14 protein-coding genes are annotated in these 23,055 nt (G+C 40.6%); 4 read left to right on the forward strand and 10 right to left on the reverse strand.

The features are described from left to right. Positions 1-327: 327 nt before the first annotated feature. The 4 genes from RHS_RS31285 (at position 328) to RHS_RS17480 (ending at position 2,476) form a co-directional block, all read left to right on the forward strand. Positions 328-453: a hypothetical protein gene (locus tag RHS_RS31285; RefSeq protein ID WP_255348046.1), complete on the forward strand. Its 126-nt coding sequence runs from the start codon at positions 328-330 to the stop codon at positions 451-453. A 374-nt stretch (positions 454-827) separates the two neighbouring features. Further along, positions 828-1,172, forward strand: coding sequence for a hypothetical protein (locus tag RHS_RS17475; RefSeq protein ID WP_047833914.1), 345 nt, complete (start codon positions 828-830; stop codon positions 1,170-1,172). Between the two features lie 329 nt (positions 1,173-1,501). Continuing rightward, on the forward strand, positions 1,502-1,633 hold the full coding sequence (locus tag RHS_RS31290; protein WP_395022808.1) for a DUF6783 domain-containing protein: 132 nt from the start codon (positions 1,502-1,504) through the stop codon (positions 1,631-1,633). A gap of 9 nt (positions 1,634-1,642) precedes the next feature. Further along, positions 1,643-2,476, forward strand: coding sequence for an alpha/beta hydrolase (locus RHS_RS17480; protein WP_047833899.1), 834 nt, complete (start codon positions 1,643-1,645; stop codon positions 2,474-2,476). Between the two features lie 121 nt (positions 2,477-2,597). Here RHS_RS17480 and galA read toward each other — a convergent pair whose 3' ends face one another. The 10 genes from galA to RHS_RS17530 form a co-directional block, all read right to left on the reverse strand. Next, positions 2,598-4,967, reverse strand: coding sequence for a beta-galactosidase GalA (gene galA, locus RHS_RS17485; protein ID WP_395022811.1), 2,370 nt, complete (start codon positions 4,965-4,967; stop codon positions 2,598-2,600). A 71-nt stretch (positions 4,968-5,038) separates the two neighbouring features. Continuing rightward, a complete protein-coding gene (locus RHS_RS17490; RefSeq protein ID WP_047833900.1) occupies positions 5,039-11,419 on the reverse strand; it encodes a discoidin domain-containing protein in 6,381 nt (2,126 codons plus the stop codon). Positions 11,420-11,489: 70 nt separating this feature from the next. After that, positions 11,490-12,323 carry a carbohydrate ABC transporter permease gene (locus RHS_RS17495; protein ID WP_027292113.1) on the reverse strand — a complete coding sequence of 278 codons (834 nt, stop codon included), beginning with the start codon at positions 12,321-12,323 and terminating at the stop codon, positions 11,490-11,492. Then, positions 12,323-13,213, reverse strand: a complete 891-nt coding sequence (locus RHS_RS17500; RefSeq protein ID WP_027292114.1) for a carbohydrate ABC transporter permease — start codon at positions 13,211-13,213, stop codon at positions 12,323-12,325. Before RHS_RS17500 ends, RHS_RS17495 begins: the two co-directional genes overlap by 1 nt. Positions 13,214-13,300: 87 nt before the next feature. Continuing rightward, positions 13,301-14,686: an ABC transporter substrate-binding protein gene (locus RHS_RS17505; RefSeq protein ID WP_052377610.1), complete on the reverse strand. Its 1,386-nt coding sequence runs from the start codon at positions 14,684-14,686 to the stop codon at positions 13,301-13,303. Between the two features lie 242 nt (positions 14,687-14,928). Then, the gene (locus RHS_RS17510; RefSeq protein ID WP_044294341.1) at positions 14,929-16,470 is read right to left on the reverse strand and encodes a response regulator; all 1,542 of its coding nucleotides are present in this window, start codon (positions 16,468-16,470) and stop codon (positions 14,929-14,931) included. Next, entirely contained in the window at positions 16,463-18,160 is a 1,698-nt protein-coding gene (locus tag RHS_RS17515; RefSeq protein ID WP_395022816.1) for a sensor histidine kinase, read from the reverse strand. The genes RHS_RS17510 and RHS_RS17515 overlap by 8 nt, the downstream gene beginning before the upstream one ends. A gap of 166 nt (positions 18,161-18,326) precedes the next feature. After that, positions 18,327-19,853, reverse strand: a complete 1,527-nt coding sequence (locus RHS_RS17520) for a response regulator (RefSeq protein WP_027292117.1) — start codon at positions 19,851-19,853, stop codon at positions 18,327-18,329. Then, entirely contained in the window at positions 19,850-21,679 is a 1,830-nt protein-coding gene (locus RHS_RS17525; RefSeq protein WP_395022818.1) for a sensor histidine kinase, read from the reverse strand. Before RHS_RS17525 ends, RHS_RS17520 begins: the two co-directional genes overlap by 4 nt. A gap of 108 nt (positions 21,680-21,787) precedes the next feature. Then, a complete protein-coding gene (locus RHS_RS17530) occupies positions 21,788-23,053 on the reverse strand; it encodes a Gfo/Idh/MocA family protein (protein WP_047833903.1) in 1,266 nt (421 codons plus the stop codon). Positions 23,054-23,055 lie beyond the last annotated feature (2 nt).

Consider the following 23,055-nt stretch of genomic DNA (forward strand, 5'->3'; position numbering starts at 1 on the left):
GCCGCAGGTATGCCTATCCTTCGTATTTTTTTCCATGAACATTAACTCCAGCTCTATCCTGACAAAACTGGATATCTCCTACCGTCAGGTCACAGACTTCCTGAGCTCGCACTCCGCTAGCATACAAAAGCATAGGAGCGTTTTATTTCTCAGCTCAATTTCCGTATACGTCAGGTATTTCATAGCCCAGCTCCGGCGGGGCTTTTTGCTAGCAGGATATTCTAAAAATAAAGATATGTTTTAAGTATTTTAAAGCTTGCTTTTCCACCCGTAATATGTAAGCTATCACTCACAGCAATACAACATATCTTTGAGGAGGACGCGACCATGCTGCAAATATCTGAAATCGCAAAGAAAACCGAGGAAATGTTTTTCTGCGGCACCATTATCGGGGCAACGCGAGAGGTCAAAGTAATCTGTGGGGATTGCGGTGAGCCTTTCGAGAGGGAGTAATATAATAGGCGGAGATCGTGAGGTTTCCGCTAAATTATTCTTATACTTTTTAGCGGAAGCAATATCAACTTCCGTCTATGCACAAAGGTGTGCAATTCAAAACTCGTAGCGCTGACCAATGTATGACGTGCGAAAAATCTTAGACTTGTAACCGCCGCAAGAACATTTTTTTAAAGTAATAAATCCCTGGAAACGCGTGTAAATGCGGCATTTTCAGGGATATATCAAAAAAACGGCCTCACAATTTAAAGGGCCGTTTTTCTATTAAAGTTTCTTCCTTCATATGGTAACTCAGTTCAAAGATATTTTGGAGTCCATAGATAAGAAAGTTGAATACATTAAAAGTCAGACATTTTCTAATTACTTATAATGGTTTGCAGATAATCACCGCTACCAACGAAGGAACAATTAAGATTGATGAAATAGAACAGTTAATGAAGGAAGTTGCCGAATTTTATCAGCAGCAAGAGGGCGTAATTGATGTTCACTACATAAAACGCACTCATAGACAAAAAGATTTTAATGCAGTTAAAGAAGGTGAATTACCCGTTCGTCTTATAAGAAATGTGGGTAAGGTAACGTATGTCCTGTATTGGGTATTGGAAAATGAGGAAGTTCATGCAAGAGTATCAAAACTTGGAATAGAGAAATTCTATAAACGGTGGAATCGTTGTTTAACCACAATGCCAAAAATAATATTGGGTGAAAACATTGTTTAAACAGCTGAATTCAATTTTTAATTAACGATACAATATAAAATAGTCTTAGGGCGGTACTTCGGTACTGCTTTTTTTATGTAAAGGAGGAAATTCCACACCTCCACTTTCTGTAAGCCCCAAATGGTAACAGATGCATGGGGATGGAAGCATTACAGTTCAGCAAGAAGAACCAGCGTAAAATCAAGCCTTTTCAAGAACGATATGGTAGTTTATAATGTGTTATGTAAGTACATGAAATCAGTGGCACTAAACTGAAATTTGTGGAGGTATATAATATGATGCTGAAAGATATATTAGAGCGTGTTTGAAAATTCATTCCCGCCATCTGCATGCGCAGCGGCATATTCACTCCGGATTCAGGTTACATAGCCCGCTGCGCACCCTTCATTCGGGAAAATTCTCCCACAGAATGTGACGCACAACTGCCAGAAAACAATTTTAAAACGCTCTCTAGAATGTAAAGGTATACTATGAAAAAATATACAATGAAAAAAATCCAGATTCTGTCTGGCGAAAAAGAAATGGATCTATATATTCTGAAACCTACTGTAAATGTGAAGCCAAAGAATAAAACTCCGGGAATTTTATGGATACATGGTGGCGGATATATTACGGGAATGGCAAAGATGCTCTATATCTCTCGGGCAATAGGACTTGTGAAAAAATACGGTGCTGTCGTTGTGACTCCGGAATATCGTCTCTCCAAAGCAGCTCCCTATCCTGCCGCCTTGGAAGATTGCTATACAGCATTAAAATATTTAAAAGAACACGCGGAGGAATTAGGCATAAATACCAGTCAGATTATGATTGGCGGTGAAAGCGCCGGTGGCGGTTTGACAGTTGCAACCTGTATGTATGCCAGAGATAAGGGTGAAATAAATATTGCATATCAGATGCCTCTTTATCCCATGATTGATGACAGAGATACTGAATCTTCTCGTGATAACCACGCTCCTGTTTGGAATACAAAGCTCAATCATAAAGGTTGGAAAGCATATCTGGGTGATTTGTGGCAAGGGAATGTTCCTGCATACGCTGCTCCTGCAAGGCAAACCAATTATTCAGATTTGCCACCTGCATATACCTTTGTAGGTGATAATGATCCGTTTTACTGTGAAACGCTTACTTATATCAAAAACCTGAAGAACGCCGGTGTGAAGGCAAAGACTGATGTCTACCCGAAATGTTTTCATGCATTCGATATGCTTCTCCCATTCAAAAAAGTGAGCAAAAAAGCCATTGTGGAATTTGAAAGACAATATTTGTATGCCGTGAAACATTATTTTGCGGAACAGAAGAAATAGAATGAACAAGCTATATGAATAACTTAATTTAAATCAAAGATAACTCCAAGGCAGTGTTTGATGTGAAATACGTTGATACTGAAATACCGACCTGAAATAATCATAAGGATGTTCATAAGATCTATATAGCTTTCCCTGCTAACGTAATAATACAATCCTTCAATCCTTTCGAAGAAGCAGTTACCAGAATCTCTCCCTCTTCTCCATTGGACTGAATAATCAGCATACATTTTCCTGAAAACATACTTTTTTCCATTGCTTTATCCGGTTCATGGCTGCTTGGATCTCCATTTCCTGTACCTATTATCTTTGCTGCACCTTTCACTGAAAATGTGATTTTATTATCTGCTACAGGCATCGGATTTCCATATTTGTCTGTTACAGAAATCCGGATGCAGGAAACATCATTGCCATCGGCTGATAAATACATTTTATCTGCTTCTGCTTTTATCTGATATGGCATTCCGGCAGTCACCACAGTTTCCGTAATAACCCACTCACCATTACTATATCCTTCGGCACGAATTTCTCCCGCTTCATAAGGTACCTTCCATTCCAGATGCCCATGTGGCCTGCGTACCTTCTTCCCCAGGCTCTTTCCATTTAAAAAAAGTTCGATCTGAAGCAGATTACTATATACCCAGACATCCTTTTCGATGCCCTCCTCCCCACTCCAGTTCCAGTGCGGAAGAATATGAAGAGTCGGCTCTTCACACCATTGGGATTTGAGATAATAGTAGTTATCCTTTGGAAATCCACAGGTGTCCATAATCCCAAAATGAGAATTGATATTCGGCCACTCATATGGTGTGGGTTCGCCTCTGTAATCAAATCCTGTCCAAATAAAAACTCCTGATAAAAAGGAATGTTCCGCCACATCTGTCCACGCCTTTTCGACCGAGCAGCTCCACTCCGGAATATAGGTACCATATTCCGGACAGTAACCACGCTTGTCATCTCTTTCATAAATCCCCCTTGTAACAGTGCAGCTGGCACTTTCACTTCCTATCATACACCGCTCGGGAAAAAGTATATGATCGTGAATATCCTGCCCTTCTCTCTGTCCGTAATTGTATCCTGTCACATCTACCCCGTCGCTATAGCCGCAATCATTCCAGCCGTGGTTCATAGCTGCTGTTACGGGTCTTGTGGGGTCGATGCTATGGGTTACTGCTGATAGGGTTTTCAGGATACGGGCACCCATTATGGTGCCTTCCAGAATCTCCTCATTTTCCATACTCCACATAAAGATACAAGCATGGTTCCTCCCGCGATAAATCATCTCTCTTAGTTCACGAATACCTGTTTCTGAGCTGTCCAGTTTCCTGTTTTCATCCATTACCAGCATTCCTATTCTGTCGCAGATATCAAGTAGTTCCGGTGTGGCCGGATGATGGGCGGAACGGTAAGCATTGCAACTCATCTCTTTTAATAATTTCAGCTTATATTCAATTATTTTATCTGGCAGAGCTACCCCCACCCCCGCAAAATCCTGGTGATTACAGGTGCCCTTAATGACATAAGGCCGACCGTTTAACAAAAATCCTCTGTCTGAATCAAATGCCAGTGTACGTACACCAAAGTTTGTCTCCTTAATATCTCTCAATTCTTCTCCTTCGTACACCTCTGTTACAACTTTGTATAGATAGGGTGTCTCCGGTGACCATAATTCAGGTTGCAGTATATCAAGTGTACATTTCCACTTTTCCTCTTTAAAAGTCCCTATAGGCTTCTCCATCCCGGCCTCAGCTAATAGCTGGTTTTCTCTATCTGAAATCCGAAATATTACACGACAGTTTCTATTTTCAAAATGCTCGTTTAGCACCACGGTTTCTATCTGTACCTGAGCACAGCCCGCCTCCACCTTCGGCGTTGTGACACAGGTTCCGTGTCGTTTTACGTGGATTCTATCCGTTGCAATAAGCCAGACATGGCGGTATATTCCGGCTCCTTCATACCACCAGCCTTCATATTCTCTGGCATCCACGCGTACTACAATGACATTGCGCCCTGTTTCACCATAGCGTAACACATCTGTTAAATCGCAATAAAATCCGGTATATCCACTCTCATGATGCATAATTCGGTGTCCGTTTACCCACACGGTGCTCTTACGGAATACGCCGTCAAATTCTATACCTGTTTTTTTGCCCAGTAACTCCTGGGAAATGGAAAACTCTTTACGGTAATATCCAATTCCCCCATAGAGGTATCCATGACTTTTATGATGCTTCACGGCACCTTCATCATTATAATAGTCCCCTTCTACACACCAGTCATGAGGGAGAGAAACATCCATCCATTCCTCCTCACAGACAGACTCTTGTGGTCGTTCATCAAAATAGGCGATTTTCAGCCATTCTCCATCCTCAATATCCTCGCAGTCTGTAATACCACCTGCCATACCGCTCTTCACGGGATGTATGATTTTCCAATCACCCAGATGGAATTTCCACCCTGTTTCAAATGTTTCTTTCATTCGTATTTTCATATATATTCCAATCCTTTCAGTAATATAAAAAGTCCTCTCGGAAATTATTTAGATTTCCGAGAGTCTTCTCATTATTTTTTGATTTTCACACTGCTCTTCTGACCTTTTTTAGCCAAAAGCTTTTTATATTCTGTAAATTTCTTTGATGGCACTTTAATCTCAGCCCTGCTGTTGATTCCTTTAAATGCATTCTTTCCTGCAGTTTTTAAAGAAGCTGAATAAATACGGATGCTCTTCAGCTTACCTGCACCGTCAAATGCGTAAGAGCCTATTGTTTTTACATATTTTCCTACTTTAACGCTCTTAAGCCTTCTGTTTTTCTGAAATGCTTTGGAACCAATTTCCGTAACTTTGTAAGTGTTCCCTTTGAACCTTACTGTATTTGGAATTGTTATACTGCTATACGTTTTTTTCACAGGCGCTGTTACTTTTACGGTACGTTTTCCTGATACCGTGCCTGTGATTGTATATTTCAGTCTTCCGCTGCTCAGGGTATCACCCTTTTTCGCCGGAACCTCACTCCACTTTGCAGTAAGTGTAATCTCTCCGGTTCTTCCTGCCGGAATCTCTGTAACACGTGTTCCGTTCAGATACCAGCCCCCGAAGTTCATGCCAGCTTTCACCGGTGTCCCAAGTATAATGGTCTGCACTGTTGTATAAACGGCTGGATTCGCATTATTTACTCCTGACATACCGGCATAGTTAATCCTATACGTTAACAGCTCATACTTTGCACTTATTACCAGATCACCTGTTACATTTGTGAAAGCTTTATCCCAGCCTGTAAAGCGGTAGCCTTTTCTTTCCGGTACCTGCGGTGCCTTTGCTGTCCCGTTTACCTCAATTGTCTGCATCTCACCCAGCACACGGTTATCATGATTTAAGAACATTACTTTGCAGCATGGTAATTTTGCAATTGGAGATTCCTCTGTTTTGTCACAAGCCTTACAACTGCGCGTCTCTTCTCCTTCTTCATAAATAGTTGGATTCTTTACCCTTTCCCATTCACCAAAGTCATGCCCTGCTGCCGGGATTATTTCCTGTTTTATAATCTCTTTACATATATTACATCTTGTTATCAGAACACCCTCTTGAACACAGGTGCTTTCATGAAGGATTACCGTTTCCGTTTCCGAATGTCCGCATGCTAAGTTTCGGATGCTTTCCTTTACTGCATCCACCGCTTCTTTGATTTCCCCTGCATCTGCTGCCGGGTTCTCTGCCACTGCTTTTGCTGCAGCTAAAGCTTCCTTCACTTTTGCATAACTCTCTTCACTGTATTTTCCGGCATCAATAGATTCTGCATCTAAAATACTCTGCCTTAATTCTGCTAATTCTTCAGAAGTTGGTACACCCTCTTCCATAACCACGACGTTTACCTGTGCCTTCAGGTTGTTTCTGTTCTGATATTCTGTACCTTCCGGAATTGTACCTGTAAAACCATAAACACCCGCCACTGTTCCGTCATAGCCTTCACAAGCCCATGTTACAGGAAGGTAACGTACATCCACATGATTTAATCTCACTAATACTTCGGCTGGAAGACCCGCAGCTGCATCATCAGCTGATGTACCAAAACTTACTTCTTTCTCTGCCTGTAGACCGATTTCTGTGATATTTGGTACCTCATTTACAAAAATATTAAGCTTTGCCTTTACTTTATAAGGATTTTTATATGTGCTGTTTTCTGCAATTGTTCCTACTAATTCGTATGTACCTGCAACTGCCCCATCATAAATTTCTTTATTCCAGGTAATACTCACTTCCTGCGTGGAATCGTCATCCATTACTGCCACCAATGTTTGCGGAATATTCAATTCTTCTATTGGTGTATTCAGTTCTGCTTCCATGTCCGGCAGATATTCAACGGACCGGATTACATGTTTTTCAACAATTACCTTTATGCCTGCTTTTTTATTTTCCGGATTTTTAACTGCAGCCGGAACCGCGATGTTTCCTTCTAATGTATAGGTTCCTTCTTCTTCCGGTTTATATCCATCTGTATTCCAGGTAACCGGATATTCTGTTACAAAATCCTCTCCCAGTGTTACCTCAGCTGTCTTTGGCAGCTGTTCTTCCAGTTCTTCTACCGTGGTTCTAAAATACAGCTTTAAGTCTTCCGCTGCTTTCACATCTGTCAGCTTTACTTCCGGTGCATCGGCAGCTATCAGTTCTAACTCATCAATTCTGGCGTTGTTCTTTGGCCACTGGCCATTATAGTTATCTGCTACGGTAATGTAAAGTCGGAAATATTTGGACGTAACCGGTTCACTCAATGTTCTTTCCGTTACTTTTTCCTTATTACCGGTGACCGAATCCACATCCTGCCAGTTGTCTGTTCCATTTTCACTTACCTGAAGTTTAAAGTCTTTTGCAACGCTGTTTATATCCCCCCTTAGAGCTACATGCGAAACTTTCCATTTATTAATGATGATTGCTTCATCAAAGTCTAACTGCACCCATCGTGGCTCTGCAATATTCTTGCTGGCGGATACCCATGCAAATTCCGCACCGTCGTCTTTGGTTCCATTGGTTTTTCCATCAATTACACGGAGTGGAGCAAAGTTATCGTGCTGACTGTCTGCTGTAACCCGGTTTGCCATAACTGCAAGGTTTCCCGATCCACCGCCCTCTGCTTTGATGATACAGCTGTCCTGATATTCAGTCCCTTTCACCATTGCAGTAATGGTTGCTGTTCCAGACCCAAGTGCTAATACTTTACCTTCTTTACTAACATTAACAATTTCATTATTACTGCTGCGCCACTGAATTTCACCATCTACATTCTGACGTACTGATAACTGTTCTGCAGAGCCAACCTCAATCTTTACTTCCTGCTGGTCAATTTCTATACCATCAATTTCCTTCAGTTGCTCAAAAGCGGACTTCAAAGCATCTATTTCGCTTTGTACCCTGGATGGATTTTCCAATGTAACTTTTGCTTTTTCCAAAGTCGTCTGGAATACATTCCAGCTTTCTGATGTATATACGCCCTTTTTTACCTGATCATACTCATTACACAGATTTTGAAGCTGTTCAACCAACTCCGGATCAGCTGATACAGTTATCTCGCAAATTGCAGACGCCTGTTTATCCCAACTGACTGCTGTAATAATTGCTGTTCCTGTCTTCACACCAGTAACAACTCCACCTTCCACTGCTGCAACTGTATTATCAGAAGATTTCCATTTTACATCCGGGAAAGATGCATCTTGAGGAAGAACAGCTGCAGTAAGCGTGTTTGAAGCATTCTCATACAGGGAAAGTTTTTCCGCTGATATTACTACTTCTTCTGCGGGCACCTCTGGGATCGGCAGAAATTTTTCATAAACATAGAATTCTGCTGCACAAATAAATTTGTTTACTTCGTTCGGATTACCTGCTGTTGTATCTTTTGCTCGAATCCGTATTCTCCTTGCCTCAACACTTTCAAACAAAGCTTCTTTTTTGTACATTGTATTTTCCCAGGTGCCGCTTCCACCAGGTATTTTTACAAAATCTTCCCCTTCTGCATTTGTGCTGTACCATAATTCGTATCCTAAAATACGTCCATTAAATGCATTTTCCTCCTGACGTGGTACATATTCAAACTTACCTACATCATAAATATCGCCCAGGTCAATTGTAAAGCTATTATTTATATCATTTGATATATCTGGCCGCGGATCATGATTATATGCACTGTGCCACCTTGTTGATTCATTTCCGTCTACTGCATTACCTGCCGGACCGTCAGCACCACTGTTTTGTTCACTGTCAGCCACCGCTGTCAGCTGTGAAGACGGAATCTTTCTTTCACTTATAACATTAACAATACAGGTGTCTTTGATGTTGGTCCCTTCCAGAGTCGCCGTAATTGTCGCTGATCCTTCCTGTTTGCCTGTCACTGTTCCATATGCATCAACAGGAACCACTTCATTATTATCAGATTCCCAAATAATTTTTTTGTCTGAATTGCTGATGACATTAATTTTAACACTATTATTCAACGGAACATCTACACTTGTTTCTTCAATATTAATTACACTTGGAAGTTCTCCTGTATAAGTTAACTCAAATCGCATCCCTGCTTCTGTAGCAAATGAATAAACGTCACCAAGACTATTTGCTTCTTTGGTTGTTTCTACTTCTTTTCCATCTGCAAAAACCTTTAATTCCAGACCTTCTGCCTGCCATGGATTTAAAACAGAACAGTCTGTTCCTTTTTCACTGTAAATACTGGCATGGGTAGTCTGTCCAAATGCATTCTGTTCTCCACTTACAGTAAATGCTCCATATGCGCGAAGATTCTTAAAGGAAGCGGACTGCGACTGATACCATGTTGGGAAGAAATTAATAAATCCTTCATGGCTCTGCATCAGACATTCCATAATCGCTCCGGAGAATAACGTTCCTCCCATATCTCCAATGGTATTATTAGGCCGAATTCCCATCCAGTCATAAACCCCTGTATCATTTGATTTTACATCAACATAACCCGCCTTCATGGCATTTAACCATTTTTCAGGGTCATATCCCACTCTTGCTGCAGTCATTGCTGCTCTTGTCTGCTTATCACTGGTCCCAAACTCCTGTTTCTTATCCAGCCATGTCAGCACTTTATCTCTCTCTTCCTGTGATGAGGATGGTCCTATTAAATCATAAAATGCAAATCCATACACATTGAAACTAGAGAATGTAGGTTCATGGTTTCCTCCCTCAGCATCCACTGTATAATACTCTTTTCCGTCTATTGTTTTGGTTGGATAAGGAGCCAGATGTGTATACACTTCGTTCCATTGTACCCGATCGTCTGCGTTTATACCCTTTGACTCACTGATTTCAATTGCATGTTTCAGAATATAAGCTGCCCCTGCTATATCTAATGTAGCATTTTTAAGTGCTGTGGTACTTTCATAAGTAGCACCATAAATATTATATTGATCTCCCTCTTTTTCTGCATAGTCCACCCAGAAATCAGCAGTGGAACTCAACTTAGGCCAAAGCACATTATTCAGGTAATCCTCATCTAACGTAGATTTATAATATGTTATCATCGGCTGAAGTGCCATGGTAGCATTGGATGGAGAACACCAATAATCCTGCACCCCACCATTAAAGCTTTCTGTACGGATTCCCCATGGACCTATATGTGTTGGGAAAAGAGAACCACGAATACCTTCTGTAAATTTAGTTCTGGATGAATTATTAATAACTGAATTCAAATGCCTGGGATCAGATGCTTTTTCCACACCAGTTTTCCAATAGGCATCGATTACTTCAGAATAATTATCAATATGATTCAATCTGTTTGCGGTAATGGCCGTTCCCATTGGCCTCTGCACATCACTATTCAGGGTATAGTCGCCTGTCCAGTCCGGTGCTAAACTTCCGCTCCACGGGAATAAACCTGTAGTTACTCCTTCTGCAGGGTGTTCACTGACTGCCTGTAATGCACAACCAATCTGGTAGATCTGTCCAAAATACGCTTTTTCAAGTGAATTAGATTTATCGTCCAGTTTAATATAAGATTTCAGCCAGTATTCTTTCCACCACTGATGATGACGTTCTCTCGCATCTGCAATTTTATCTGCACTATCATACTGCTCTACTTTCTTAATTGCATCTTCGTAATAAGTAGTTGATTCTTTCCCGCCTTCTACTGCTGATACCACCTGAATTGTTTCATTTGGTTCAACCGAAACACTTAACTTACTTGTGTTATTGCTGACTTTTTCTATGGTTGGTGTTTTACCTAAAATCTTCGCCGCCAGTGTTGCATGTACTTTTATATTATATGTATTGGACACTGCATGTCTCGTTGCCGTAATAATTCCTTTTTCTTTATCTATGGCTGACTCCACACTGGAAAAACCGCCGTTATTGGAGGGCGGCGTCGCTGTCCATGCGGAAATATCTAAGTCCATGATTTTATCTGTTTGATTTGTAATTTCCGTAATCATAAGGTTTTCTTTTGCAGAAATCCATGTTGTTGTATTATAACCACTCTCGGATGAGCCGGACACTTCAGCCAGTTTCATATCTTCTGTCATAGAATATGTCCCGTATATTCCCTCATCATCTGTGCGCTTAATATCCAAACCTCCAAAACCCACATACTGGCTATCTCTATTCCCATTCGTCAGTTCTTCAAAGTTATCCAGCCTTGTAAGATAAACCGTTTGGTTTTTCTTATCATCTCTCGTAGTACCGCTTAAAAATCCCAGTACGGTTCCATTACCCATCAGTGGCCCATCCGGGGTATGCCCTGTTTTCGGCTCAATAATTGATGGCTTTGTATAGACACCAACATGGGAATCCAGCAATGCTGAAACCTCCTCCCACTGTGGCTCCGCCGAGTAGACCTCTTCTGTCTCCGCTGCCCTGGCGTAATTTGCGGGTACAGCAGATAATCCCGAAACAGCCATACACAATGCCATTGCACCAGCGAAATACCTTTTCACTTTTTTCATCTCTTCAATTCCTCCTAAGTTTAAAATTTTTTATCAAAGACTGCCCCTTTTGTTTCGCCCCCTTCCCCGCTTATCCTTTCACTGCTCCAGCAGTCATACCTTCAATAATATATCTCTGTCCGATTAAATATATTATGATTACCGGTGCCATAGTCAGTACGATATAAGCGCATATTAATCCCCAGTCTGTAGACCATGGTGAAGAAAATTCTCCATACACACCGTACATGGAAAGCATTACGCCCCATTTCTTACTATCCGTCAGGAGGTATAATTGTGATTCGAATCCATTCCATGCACCCATGAAATTCAATATAATTCCCGTCATGGTAACTGGTTTCAGCAACGGGAAAATTGTGCGAAAGAACATCTTCCATCCTGTGGCACCATCCATAGCGGCTGCCTCATCCAGTTCTCTTGGAATTCCTTTGATAAATCCTGTAAACAGAAGCATGGAAAAGGATATTCCCTGGGTCGCTGTCAGTAAGGTAGCTCCCAATATACTGTTTGTCATATGCAGACGACTCATTACCAGCATAGTACTTACCATATTGGTTGTTGCTACAACACCAAAGAAAAAGTAACTGTAGAGTGCTTTATTTAGACGATTTACAGATCTTACAAGAATAAATGCTGCCATAGCTGCAGTTACATTACTTATAATTGTAGAAGCAATGGCGATAATCGAACTGTTCACATAGCCACGCAGCATATTACCTTTTACAAAGGCATTGACATAGTTATCCAGTTTCAATTCCTTAGGCAGTTCCAATGAAAAAAATGCCGCTTCCGCTGCCGGTTTCAGGGAGTTCAAAATAATCAGTACGAATGGAACCAGCACAACAATGGAAAATCCCCAGCAGACAATCTGCAAAATACTCATGCTTATTTTTTTCGCTTTCATTATGCTGATACCTCCCTCTTACTTGATTGTTTATTTACGATATAGGAAATGACTGTTGTCATAATTAATAACAATACGTTCATTGCAGAAGACAGACCGTAATCTCCTGCTGAGTATTCCCGGTATACCATAGTTGCAATAACCTCTGTTGCATTTCCCGGTCCGCCATTTGTCAGCGAATATACGATATCAAATGCACGGAAACCATGTACTACATTTAATACCAGATTGATTGTAACAGCAGGCATGATATATGGTATTGTAATATTTTTAAACAATTGCCATTTGTTTGCACCATCGATGCGGGCCGCTTCGTAATAAGTCTTATCTATTCCCTGCAAACCAGCCAGAAAGATTACCATATTAAGTCCAAAGTAACGCCATACTTCGACACCTATTACAGATGGCATAGCAGTCTGCAGTGTAATCAGCCATTTTCTCTGCAGCATATCAAGTCCAATCACATCCAGGAAATTATTCAGAAGACCTGTGGGACTTAGAATTGTAGTAAACATAATACCAATTACAATGGTAGATACTGCCTGCGGTATGAAATATACGGAACGAAGTACATTTCTTCCAAACACTTTTCCGTTCAGAAGCATCGCCAGTCCCAGTCCCAGCGCAACCTCAAAAGCAGATGTAGCCAGAGCAAATACGATGGTATTCATAATGGGTCTTACATATTTAAATGGCTGATCCAAAAAAATAAACTTAAAGTTATCCAGCCCGCAGAACTTAATATCAGAACTATAGACATTCCAGTTTGTGAATCCAAAGTAGATACCCACAATGGTTGGGACCATAAAAAGTACCGTGTATAATACGAATGCCGGAAGTACCATACTGCGCGGATACATTGATCGCTGTAATGATTTTTTTCTCTTCATATATTTATCCTTCTTATAAAGAGAGTCCTGGGATTTTCTCTTTTCCATGAAAACCCAAGACTCTGTGATTGTTAATTTGTTTCACGATCACTCAACCGTTTTAAACATTTTCTGTCTTGCTGCATCCAGGGAATCTAATACCTGTTCAGGTGTCATCTGTCCAAAGAACATGCTCTGAATGTTTTTACCAAAGCTTCCGTCCGCACTTGCATATAATACTGCCTGAGCCGGTGATGCCTGCGTTTTGTCACCAACCATTTCCATAACAGCCGTAAAATCCTTTGGAGCCTTTGCTGTTGCGCCTTCTAAAGTGGACTCCAGTAAGTCTGTACGTCCATCATAATATGTCTGTAAATTACCTTCTTCCGCTAAGAAGTTGAAATATTTTTTACAAGCTTCAATATTTTTTCCATCTTTATTGATCATGCGTGTCATACCTGCACCTGTCATCGCCACTGTGCTGAAATCATCTGCATATGGGCATGGGAATGCAAGATATGTATCTGCCGAAGGACCGCCCGCTGCTTCGATATCATTAACATATGTAGCCCATCCGAACCACATTGCACATTCACCATTTGCCATTACAGTCGCTCCCTGATCAAATGTATTGGATAAGTAATTTTCACCAAAATATCCTTTTTCTGCACTGTCTTTTAAATTTGTCAGGTATTTTACTGCCTCTTCTGACTCCCCAAAAGTTGTCTCATTGTTATTCAGCTTTTCAAATGTGCCCGGTGCTTTGGTCTCAATGTTTGTTGCTCCGTCAAAAGCCTGTGCACAGTACCATTCCTCTTTACCAGGGAAATATACCGGTGTGATCCCTGCTGCTAATAAAGCATCACAGGCTTCCGTAAAGGTCTTATAGTCTGTTGGGACTGCGATATTATTTTTTTCAAAAATCGCACTGTTATAAATCATAGCCCGGAAATCACGACCCCAGGTAGTAAATCCAACTAATTTTCCATTGTAACTCGCCTGATCCGTCATCCATTCCGGATATCTTGCTGCCCACTCTTCACCTGATAAATCAAGCGCATATTTGTCAGTCTGGAATCTCTGCAGAGCCAATCCGGTCTCACCCATGTAAATATCAGGACCTTCACCTGAAGCCAGTCTCGTCATCAATACATTTTCATACTGGTCATCCGGATTCGCCTGTAAGTCAACTTTAATTCCTGTCTCCTGGGTAAACTTGTCTGCCAGTTCTCTGTCGATATCACGAATCCAGCTTGCAGAAGCCGCTACCGTAATTGTGATATCCTCATTTGTGATATCCGATCCAGATGATTCTTCTGATTTCTCTGTTCCAGTTGTTACCTCTGCTGTGTCTGATTTCTCTTCTCCCGCTGCTTCTGTCAGTGCTTTTGTTTCTTCTGCAGATTTATCTGTTTTACCACAACCTGCCATACTTCCAGTCATTGCCACTGCTAATATTACGCTTAGGCATTTTGTCACCATCTTATTCTTCATAATTTCTTTCTCCTTCTATATTAATATTTTTGCTTGACAGCTTTGTATTTACTGCTGTTTGCTATGTTTGTATCATATCCGATCTTTAGTTTTTTTTAAATAGACGAAGCAAACCACTAGAGGTAGACATTTCTGCACAGCTAAATTATCTCTAATCTAAAAACAGGCTAACGTAAAAGGTTTTCCCATACGCTGCCTGTTTCAATATTTCCACACTTTCTCTTTTCTTTATCAGCACATTCTTACAATTCACTTCTATACTCAGATGGTGTTTTTCCGGTTCTATTTTTGAAGATACGGCTGAAATAATGAGAATCCACATATCCCACCAATTCTGCAATCTGTTTTAAATCCATATCTTTTTGAGTCTTCATAAGCTCTATTGCCTTATTCATCCTCACACCTATGATATATTTGACCGGAGACTCGCCTTTATGCTTTTTAAATACACGTGTCAGATATGTTCCATTAAAATGAAAGATCCTGGACAAATCCTCAACCGTAATGTCTTCAGCATAATGTTTATCTATATATGATTCCACCCACTGCACCAGTGTATCACTCTTTTCCTCTTCAAATTCAAAACTGATATATCCCTCCAGCATATCCCAGATCTGCTCTTTCATTTCCTCCATTTTATGTACCGGAAACAACTTTTCCTGGAGCTGGTATTCCAGATGAACCGTATCCGGCACGGATCTGAATTGCCCTCTTTCAATTAAAAAGCGCAGAATTTGCAGAATGTTTTTTTCCACCTGGCGCTGACTTACTCCGGCTTTGTCCATGTCAGCTATATATTCCATTATATCTTTTTCGATTGCTGCAATACTTCCCTTTTTCAGGGAAATAAGAAGTTTTTCCTGTACCGCACTTGCAGATAATTCATTTACATTGACTGCATCCGGAATACTCACCGGCACAGCATATCTTCCAATTACAAGATTTTTTTCCATCCGGGTACGCAATTTGTGGGAAACAGATTGAATTTCCTGATATTCTACTACCGCTTCATCCATACAAATGTACACCGGTATTTCCTGTATTCTTTTCCGGATCTCCCTCAGCAGAACATCACCTTCTCTTCGCACACGTACATCATCTAACTGCTTCCCATATCCTGCTACGAAAAACTTCTGGTTAATATGCTTTTCATCGATAATCCAGAATGGAACATCTTCTTCCGTTAGATTTGGAAGAATTTCCTCCCAGTTTATTTTTTTCCACAACTGCCGAATATATTCCATATGATTCAAAGAAATCATATTCCATGGAAGATTACCAATATTGATTAAAAACAGAGCAAAGTATCGGTCTTCATGATCAAAAGGCAGCGATTTCTCATAATTAACCCCACTGATCGTTGATGATAATATCTCTCGTGCGCTGGATCTGCGCTTCGCGGTCAGGGATTTTTTGATTCGTACAAGTACTTCCTCCAACTGTTCTGACTCCAACGGTTTCAACAAATATTCCTCTACACCCTGATGGATAGCCTGCTGTGCGTAAGAAAAATCGTTGAAACCACTCAACAGAACAATTTTGATGTTTTTATTTTCTTTGCGGACTTCCTCTATCAACTGGATCCCTGTCATCATCGGCATCTTAATATCCGTTACCAGCACATCCGGTTTCATGGTCTGCACTAATCTCAAAGCATCCACACCATTAGCCGCAGTTCCCACCACGCAAAATCCCATATCCATACCTTCGATTTCCCTGACCACATCCCTCAAAATAATGGTTTCATCTTCCGCTACTACCACAGAATATTGTTTATCACTCATTTATTTTTCCTCCAATTGTAACCTTTAATCCACCGTAATCAGATCCCTGCAATGTGAAAATTGTCTTATCTCCGTACGCCAGCTTTAATCTGGCAAAAATATTCAAAAGTCCCATTCCATCAATCTGCGCCTCGGGAATATTTTTCTCGGGGAGGAAATCCGCCAGTTTCTGTTCCAACTCCATTATCTGCAATTCGTCCATTCCAGGGCCATTATCCTCTACTTCGATTTTCCAGGTATTTTCCGTGATGCTTCCCTGTATGTCAATGATCCCCTGGGAATAATTCTCTGATGCATACTTAATACTGTTTTCTACCAAGGGCTGGAGCACAAGTCTTGGAACTGCCACAGAATCCATTTCCTCCGGTATTTCAATTTCCCAGTAAAGTCTGTCTTCATAGCGGACTTTCATCAGATTTAAGTATTGAATCGTGTAATCTTTTTCATCTTTTATAGTAACCATGTTCATATCTGAATTAGACACATAGCGAAGCATTTTGGATAAATCTGTACTTATTTCTACAATCTGTTTACTGCCTGCTTCTTTTCCCATTATCTTAATGATAGATAGTATATTATATAAGAAATGGGGATTCATCTGCGCCTGCATAGCAAGCAGTTTTGCCTGAACCTCATGAGCACGTATAGATACTATTGTATTCAGAGATTCCTGCAGTTTCTTGCACATCTTTACAAATACCTGATTCAGCTCCGATAATTCTAAAATATCTGTTTCAATCTCCGCCGGTTCATATGCAGCGATTTCTTCCAACTGCAGCTCCCTCATAAGTCCATTAAATTCCATTAGGGGACTGGACAGCTGTTTCGCCATCATATGAGTAATGAATCCCGTGATACCTATAACCACAATCCCAATAAGTAAAATTATATTCCTCAGATTTCGAACCGGTGCAAGAAATATATCCTTTTCACGAATAGCCAGAATTGTCCAATTATACTTTTTTGCATAAGCACTCACCAATACTTCATCCTTCTTCGTAATCGGATTATTTAAAGTGTGAGATATCTTATCTGCCGTACTTTTCTTCATCTGCTCTATATAATAATTACCTGCACTCTCTGACTCACTTTCATGGTAAATCAACTCGTCCCGTTCATTATACACCACAACCTGACCACCACTATCCCCCATATCATCAAGAGCAGATACATATCTTCCAATAATCCTCTCCAGCTCCTGAAATGCAATCTGGGTCTCCATAATCGCCGTAGGAGTCATTACATTTTCTTCACATATGGCCCGGCACATGGAGATTACCTTAGTTTTCTGACTGCCCCAAACCGTCTCATATGGTCTGGTTAGAAATAATTTACCATTTAGTTCTAGTATTTCTTCCCTGTAAGGAATTGCCTCCACTTCTTCAGGTGACAATTTTCTGATAGATGGGTTATAACCCACGCCGGCAAAATTACCATTAAAATTCAAAAAGTTTAGCTGATAATTCCGGTAGTCATCCGGACCGCACACCAGATTGCTATAATCATTAAACTGACGCTGCAGCTCCACACTCTGTGCAGTAAACTTCTCTTCATCAGTAAAAATCAGATTTTTTATAATTTTTGAAAATAGTATTCTCTTTTGCAGGTTATTTGCTTTCTCCAGATCCTGTTCAACTTCGGTTGCTATGGCATTTGCAGTCTGATACAAGGATTCCTCAGCTTTTTTCATAAGTGTATTCTTATTAAAATAATATATCGTGAACAAAAATGTTAAAATCGTTACAGCACTGAGTATTAGGTATGAAAAAAAAAGTTTCTTTTGTATTGATTTTTTTCCGGGTTTTTTACGCACAGATTTTTCCTCCTATTTCCTCCTGCCTAAGATGATTGATAATTCATAAACACCGGTATTCACTGGGTGTTATCCCTGTCTGCGCTTTAAAAACCCTGCTGAAATACCGGCAATCGTTATATCCGCACAATTCACACACCTCTTCCAGAACCATCTCCGGGTGCTCTCGTAGCATCTGTTTTGACAGAGTGATTTTCTTTTCCGTGATATACTTATTCATGGATACACCGGACATTTTTTTAAACAAACGGGACAGATAAGTGTAATTATATCCAAACACATCGGCTACCTGCTCCAGACCTTCCAGGGTCAGGAAATTACTGTCCACATATTCCAGTACCCTCGTCTCTACCTTCTTTTCATAGAGCTCCTCTACATATCTTCCTATTTTTTGAAAGCATCCCATAAGACTTTCGATCAGTTCATCTTCCGTTGCTGAGAGACCGATGCACCGCTGCTGCCTTATCTGTATATCTTCCTGAAATGCTGCCTCGCAGTCCTGGCCGGATAGTTCCAGCAGCTTCAGAACGTATAAGCTTACCTTTTCTATGTTCTCCTGGGTCGATCTGTTTTGAATCATATATTTTAATACTATCTGAATCTCGTCGGTAAAGTTCTTCAAATCGGTATGCAGAAAATAATTTTTGATATAGCTGCTTAATTTCATTTTAACGATATCCAGAATCCCCTGGTCATCCTCTTTTTCTTTTTCTACAAATAGAATCTGTGACTGCCCAATCACTAATTTTTGTTGCATTAAATGGCGTAACCGCTTGGTCAGGTTCCATACATCTTCATATTGCACAAGCTGTTCTGACAGGCAGATATGTATTGCAAGCCCTGTTCTTAGTTCTAATAAAGACATTAATCGTTTTGCCAGATTTTCTGTTTCTCCGTCCTCTTCTTCTCTGATCTGGATTCCGATTATCTTCTGATTAACTACCTGTTCATCTGCCAGATACCAGTTCTGTCCGTCTCTGCAAAGCTCTTCCGCTAATTTTCTCCAGGGAATTTCCTGTATTATCCTGCTGTAGTACTCTGTGAGTACCACATCCTCAATATCGTAAAACAGATTTCCGATACATACGGAAAAAATTGCATACCGGACTCTGGCTGTCTGCTGAAACATATAGGCATCCGAATAGAGAACCTGCCGCTCCTGTTTCGTTTTCGAATAAGCCAGACTCTTCTTTATATCAAACAGCACATCTAATAGTTTTTCATCCTCAAGAGGTTTAAGAATATAATTAAAAATACCATATTTGATAGCCTTCTGGGCATAGGAAAAATCTGAGTATCCCGAGATAATGACCACAATCATGCCCGGATAAGTATTTTTAACAATTCTGGATAATTCCAGCCCGTCCATCACTGGCATAGAGATATCCGTAAATACTACCTGGGGCTGGTGTTCTTCAATTAGTGCCAGCGCCCGCTTCCCATTTTCCGCCAGGGCTGCCACGGTAATGGATGGGTCCAGATATTCTATTTTGTGCTTAATATAAGTCCCTATCTTAAGTTCATCCTCTACAACAATCGCTTTGATACTTCCCTTTTCATCTGCCTTCATAAAACCTTCCCTCCAATTACAATTCCTTCCTGATTTATCTCGTAGACTACTTCTTCCCGATAGAAAAGCTGAAGCCTTACATATACATTTACTAGTCCCATGCCGTCTATCTTAGTGGAAAGGCTGTTAACTCCATCCATGCTTTCTTCACACTTTTTGAGGATTTCTTCCACCTTGCTGTCTGAAAAACCGGCGCCATTATCAGAGACCTTTATGCTCCAGCATCTTCCATCCCGCAATTCTCCTGCGATTTTAATATGAGGCTTGCTGCGGTTGCAGTATTTAAATGAATTTTCTACCAGGGGCTGGATGATCAGTTTGGGAACCCGGATATTCATCATCTCCAGCGGAATATCGCTATCAACCTGTGCATTTGGAAAACGTTCCTTCATAATATCCACATATCTGTTCACATGCTTCATCTCTTCAAACAGGCGTACACCTTCACTCTCTTCTGCCGATATATAGCGAAACATCTGTGTCAGATTCAAACACATTCTTGCAATATCCTGATTCTTCGTTTCCTCTGCCATAGATCCCATGGTGGTAAGTGTATTTACCAGAAAATGCGGCTGCATCTGTGCCTGCAATGCAAGAAGCTTTGAGTGTATTTCAAAATCCTTTAACGTAATAATGTGATGCATGGATTCTTCTAATTTTTCATTCAATTCTCCTATCGAGTTGGAAAGATAATCCAGTTCCAGAATATCCGTATCCACCCGCTGATACCGGATTCCCTGCGCCAGATCCACCTTTCTCAGCTCGTGGCAGACATCATGAATCGGTTTGGAAATCTCTCTGGAGACACGATAGCTTACCGCAATCATAAGTGCCGTAATAATCAGAAAAAATATAATAGTAATCCCCAAAAATGTTAGTAATTTATTATAATAACTAAGTATTGATATGGTGTAGAGTACATAAATGTCAGAATTGAAAATCTTATAGACATAGGTGTAATAGCCATTTTTTCGAAAGCTTCCTGGCTTCCAGTCATTTTCTTCCAGAAATTTTTTGCTGTCTAATTCCGTCTCAGAAAATATCGTGTCCCCTGCGTCATTGAGAATATGGATCTGCAGCCCCGCTTCATTTTTGCTGGATGAAAGCCTGCGCATATCTTCTGTAAATTCATCTGCATCCATCTGTACTTCTAAAATCGCAGATCCATTATAAAAAAAGCTGCTGCCTCCAAAACTTCTGGACAATGTTATTTTTGAATTGTCTTTATCAGTAACGGATCTGTTTCCCATAGCCTCCAAAAGATATTCATTTTTTTCCAGATATTTTATGACCGCACTTCCATCCTTTACAAGATTCTGATATGTATCAGGTGCCTTTTTGGGGAGACGTTCAATAAAGTATTCATTCCCCATCCAGATATAGTAATTCTGATCCGTAATAATTCCAACATGGTATTTTTTTTGGATCATTTTATAAGCTTCCAGATAAAGATTGGAGAATAAATCTACCGTGTTGCGGCCTTCTTCATAGTATTCCGGCAGCCTGCCCAGAGCTGTCTCACGAAACATACTGGATTTTATAAGCTCCATGGAAAAATCATTCATATCCTGAAAATAATTTTCTATATTCTGATTGATACTCAGAGTAAGCTGCTTCTGAGTTTCCGTAATATTAGAATTAATTACATTTCCGGCATACAAAACCGTACTGCAAAGTATCACAAAAATACATATTATAATCCAGAAAATATACGTTCGGAATAATTTTTTTACTATCGGTTCTTTTTCCATTCTGATACGATTCAAGGCCTGTGCAAAATACTTTGCATAGACCTTCCTCCTATTCTTTTCTGATATTGCAATCATATATTTATGACCGTTTCTATTATTCTATCATTTAGTTACGATTACTACAAGCATCACTCTTATTAATTTTGGGGGGTGATATGTAAATATATAACTTTAAAATGCACTCTATATTCTTTCAGCTATTTTCTTCCGGTATTCGTCCATTTCTATAGTTTTTCCGGTTACTCTGGACTCTTCTGCTGCAAGAGCCACCAAATGACTTTCCACTGATACTTCCGCCCCTGACAAGGAATAAGCCCCATCTGTCTGCACCGTTTTCAGAAATCCCTCCATAAACTTATCATCGCTTCCGCTGTGTCCGGAGTTACCGGTCTTGACGGTAGTCTTAACAGAATTTCCGGTGAGAAAGTCCTGTACCTCAATGGTATTCTCTTCCATATCTCCAAGAATCTGTCCACGGGTTCCCATAATGTTCATTACACGGCTTCCTTTTCCTGTAAATGCACACATGGTGAAACTGGCTGTCACTCCATCTTCATATTCCAGATTGACCACCTGATGATCAACTACATCATTGTCACAGTCGTATACACATCTTCCATAAGGACCTTCCTTAAGTGCAATGCTGACTGCTTCATTGGTACCTTCCAGTGCTACTACCTTCCGTATGGTTTCCGAATACCATTCCTCCTGCTCCAGATATATTTTCACTGCATCGTATGGACATTGGCTTCTTGCTTTGCATCCTCCCATACAATACCTGGCCGCTCCTTTTGGGGCATTTTCCTTTTTGAAGTGGGTCAGTGCTCCGAAAGAAGAAACTTTCCGGCATTTTTTGCCGGTGAGCCATGCGAGAATGTCCATATCATGACAGGATTTCTGCAGTATCATAGGGCTGCTGCTTTTGGAATTTCTCCAATTCCCCCGGACAAAGCTGTGTGCCTGGTGCCAGTAACCTACACATTCCAGATGCTGGATATTGATAATATCTCCGATTACCTGGCTGTCTATAATATTTTTCAATGCACTGTAAAAAGGAGAATAGCGCAGAACATGACAGACAGTCAGAGTTTTTTTATACTGTTTTGCATACTCGCCCATTGCCACACATTCTTCCGGATTGGGTGACATAGGCTTTTCACACATCACATGGTATCCCTGGCGCAGTGATTCTCTGACTGGTTCCAGATGAAACCGGTCCTGGGTGCACACCATGGCACAATCTGCTATTTTCCCAAGTGCCAGCAGATCCCTCCAGTCTGTGAATGCCCTGTCCGGGCTGATCCCATGTGTCTGAATGCACTCTGTCCGCCTTTCTTCCAGTGGTTCCGCAACTGCCACCACTTTGAATTCTTCCGGATGCTTCTTAGCATATTCCCCGTAAACGAAAGCGCCTCTTTGTCCTGCTCCAATCAAAATTGCTGTTATCATTG

Origin of the sequence: Robinsoniella sp. RHS, from assembly GCF_001029355.1 — a bacterium.
Lineage (GTDB): Bacteria > Bacillota > Clostridia > Lachnospirales > Lachnospiraceae > Robinsoniella > Robinsoniella peoriensis.

Bases quoted from the DNA above. Each gene is read 5' to 3' on its own strand.
- RHS_RS31285 (WP_255348046.1), top strand. From the start codon at position 328: ATGCTGCAAATATCTGAAATCGCAAAGAAAACCGAGGAAATGTTTTTC.
- RHS_RS17515 (WP_395022816.1), bottom strand. From the start codon at position 18,160: ATGAAAAAAGCTGAGGAATCCTTGTATCAGACTGCAAATGCCATAGCA.
- RHS_RS17525 (WP_395022818.1), bottom strand. From the start codon at position 21,679: ATGATTGCAATATCAGAAAAGAATAGGAGGAAGGTCTATGCAAAGTAT.
- RHS_RS17490 (WP_047833900.1), bottom strand. From the start codon at position 11,419: ATGAAAAAAGTGAAAAGGTATTTCGCTGGTGCAATGGCATTGTGTATG.
- RHS_RS31290 (WP_395022808.1), top strand. From the start codon at position 1,502: ATGCGCAGCGGCATATTCACTCCGGATTCAGGTTACATAGCCCGCTGC.
- galA (WP_395022811.1), bottom strand. From the start codon at position 4,967: ATGAAAATACGAATGAAAGAAACATTTGAAACAGGGTGGAAATTCCAT.
- RHS_RS17520 (WP_027292117.1), bottom strand. From the start codon at position 19,853: ATGAAGGCAGATGAAAAGGGAAGTATCAAAGCGATTGTTGTAGAGGAT.
- RHS_RS17500 (WP_027292114.1), bottom strand. From the start codon at position 13,213: ATGAAGAGAAAAAAATCATTACAGCGATCAATGTATCCGCGCAGTATG.
- RHS_RS17530 (WP_047833903.1), bottom strand. From the start codon at position 23,053: ATGATAACAGCAATTTTGATTGGAGCAGGACAAAGAGGCGCTTTCGTT.
- RHS_RS17510 (WP_044294341.1), bottom strand. From the start codon at position 16,470: ATGAGTGATAAACAATATTCTGTGGTAGTAGCGGAAGATGAAACCATT.
- RHS_RS17480 (WP_047833899.1), top strand. From the start codon at position 1,643: ATGAAAAAATATACAATGAAAAAAATCCAGATTCTGTCTGGCGAAAAA.
- RHS_RS17505 (WP_052377610.1), bottom strand. From the start codon at position 14,686: ATGAAGAATAAGATGGTGACAAAATGCCTAAGCGTAATATTAGCAGTG.
- RHS_RS17495 (WP_027292113.1), bottom strand. From the start codon at position 12,323: ATGAAAGCGAAAAAAATAAGCATGAGTATTTTGCAGATTGTCTGCTGG.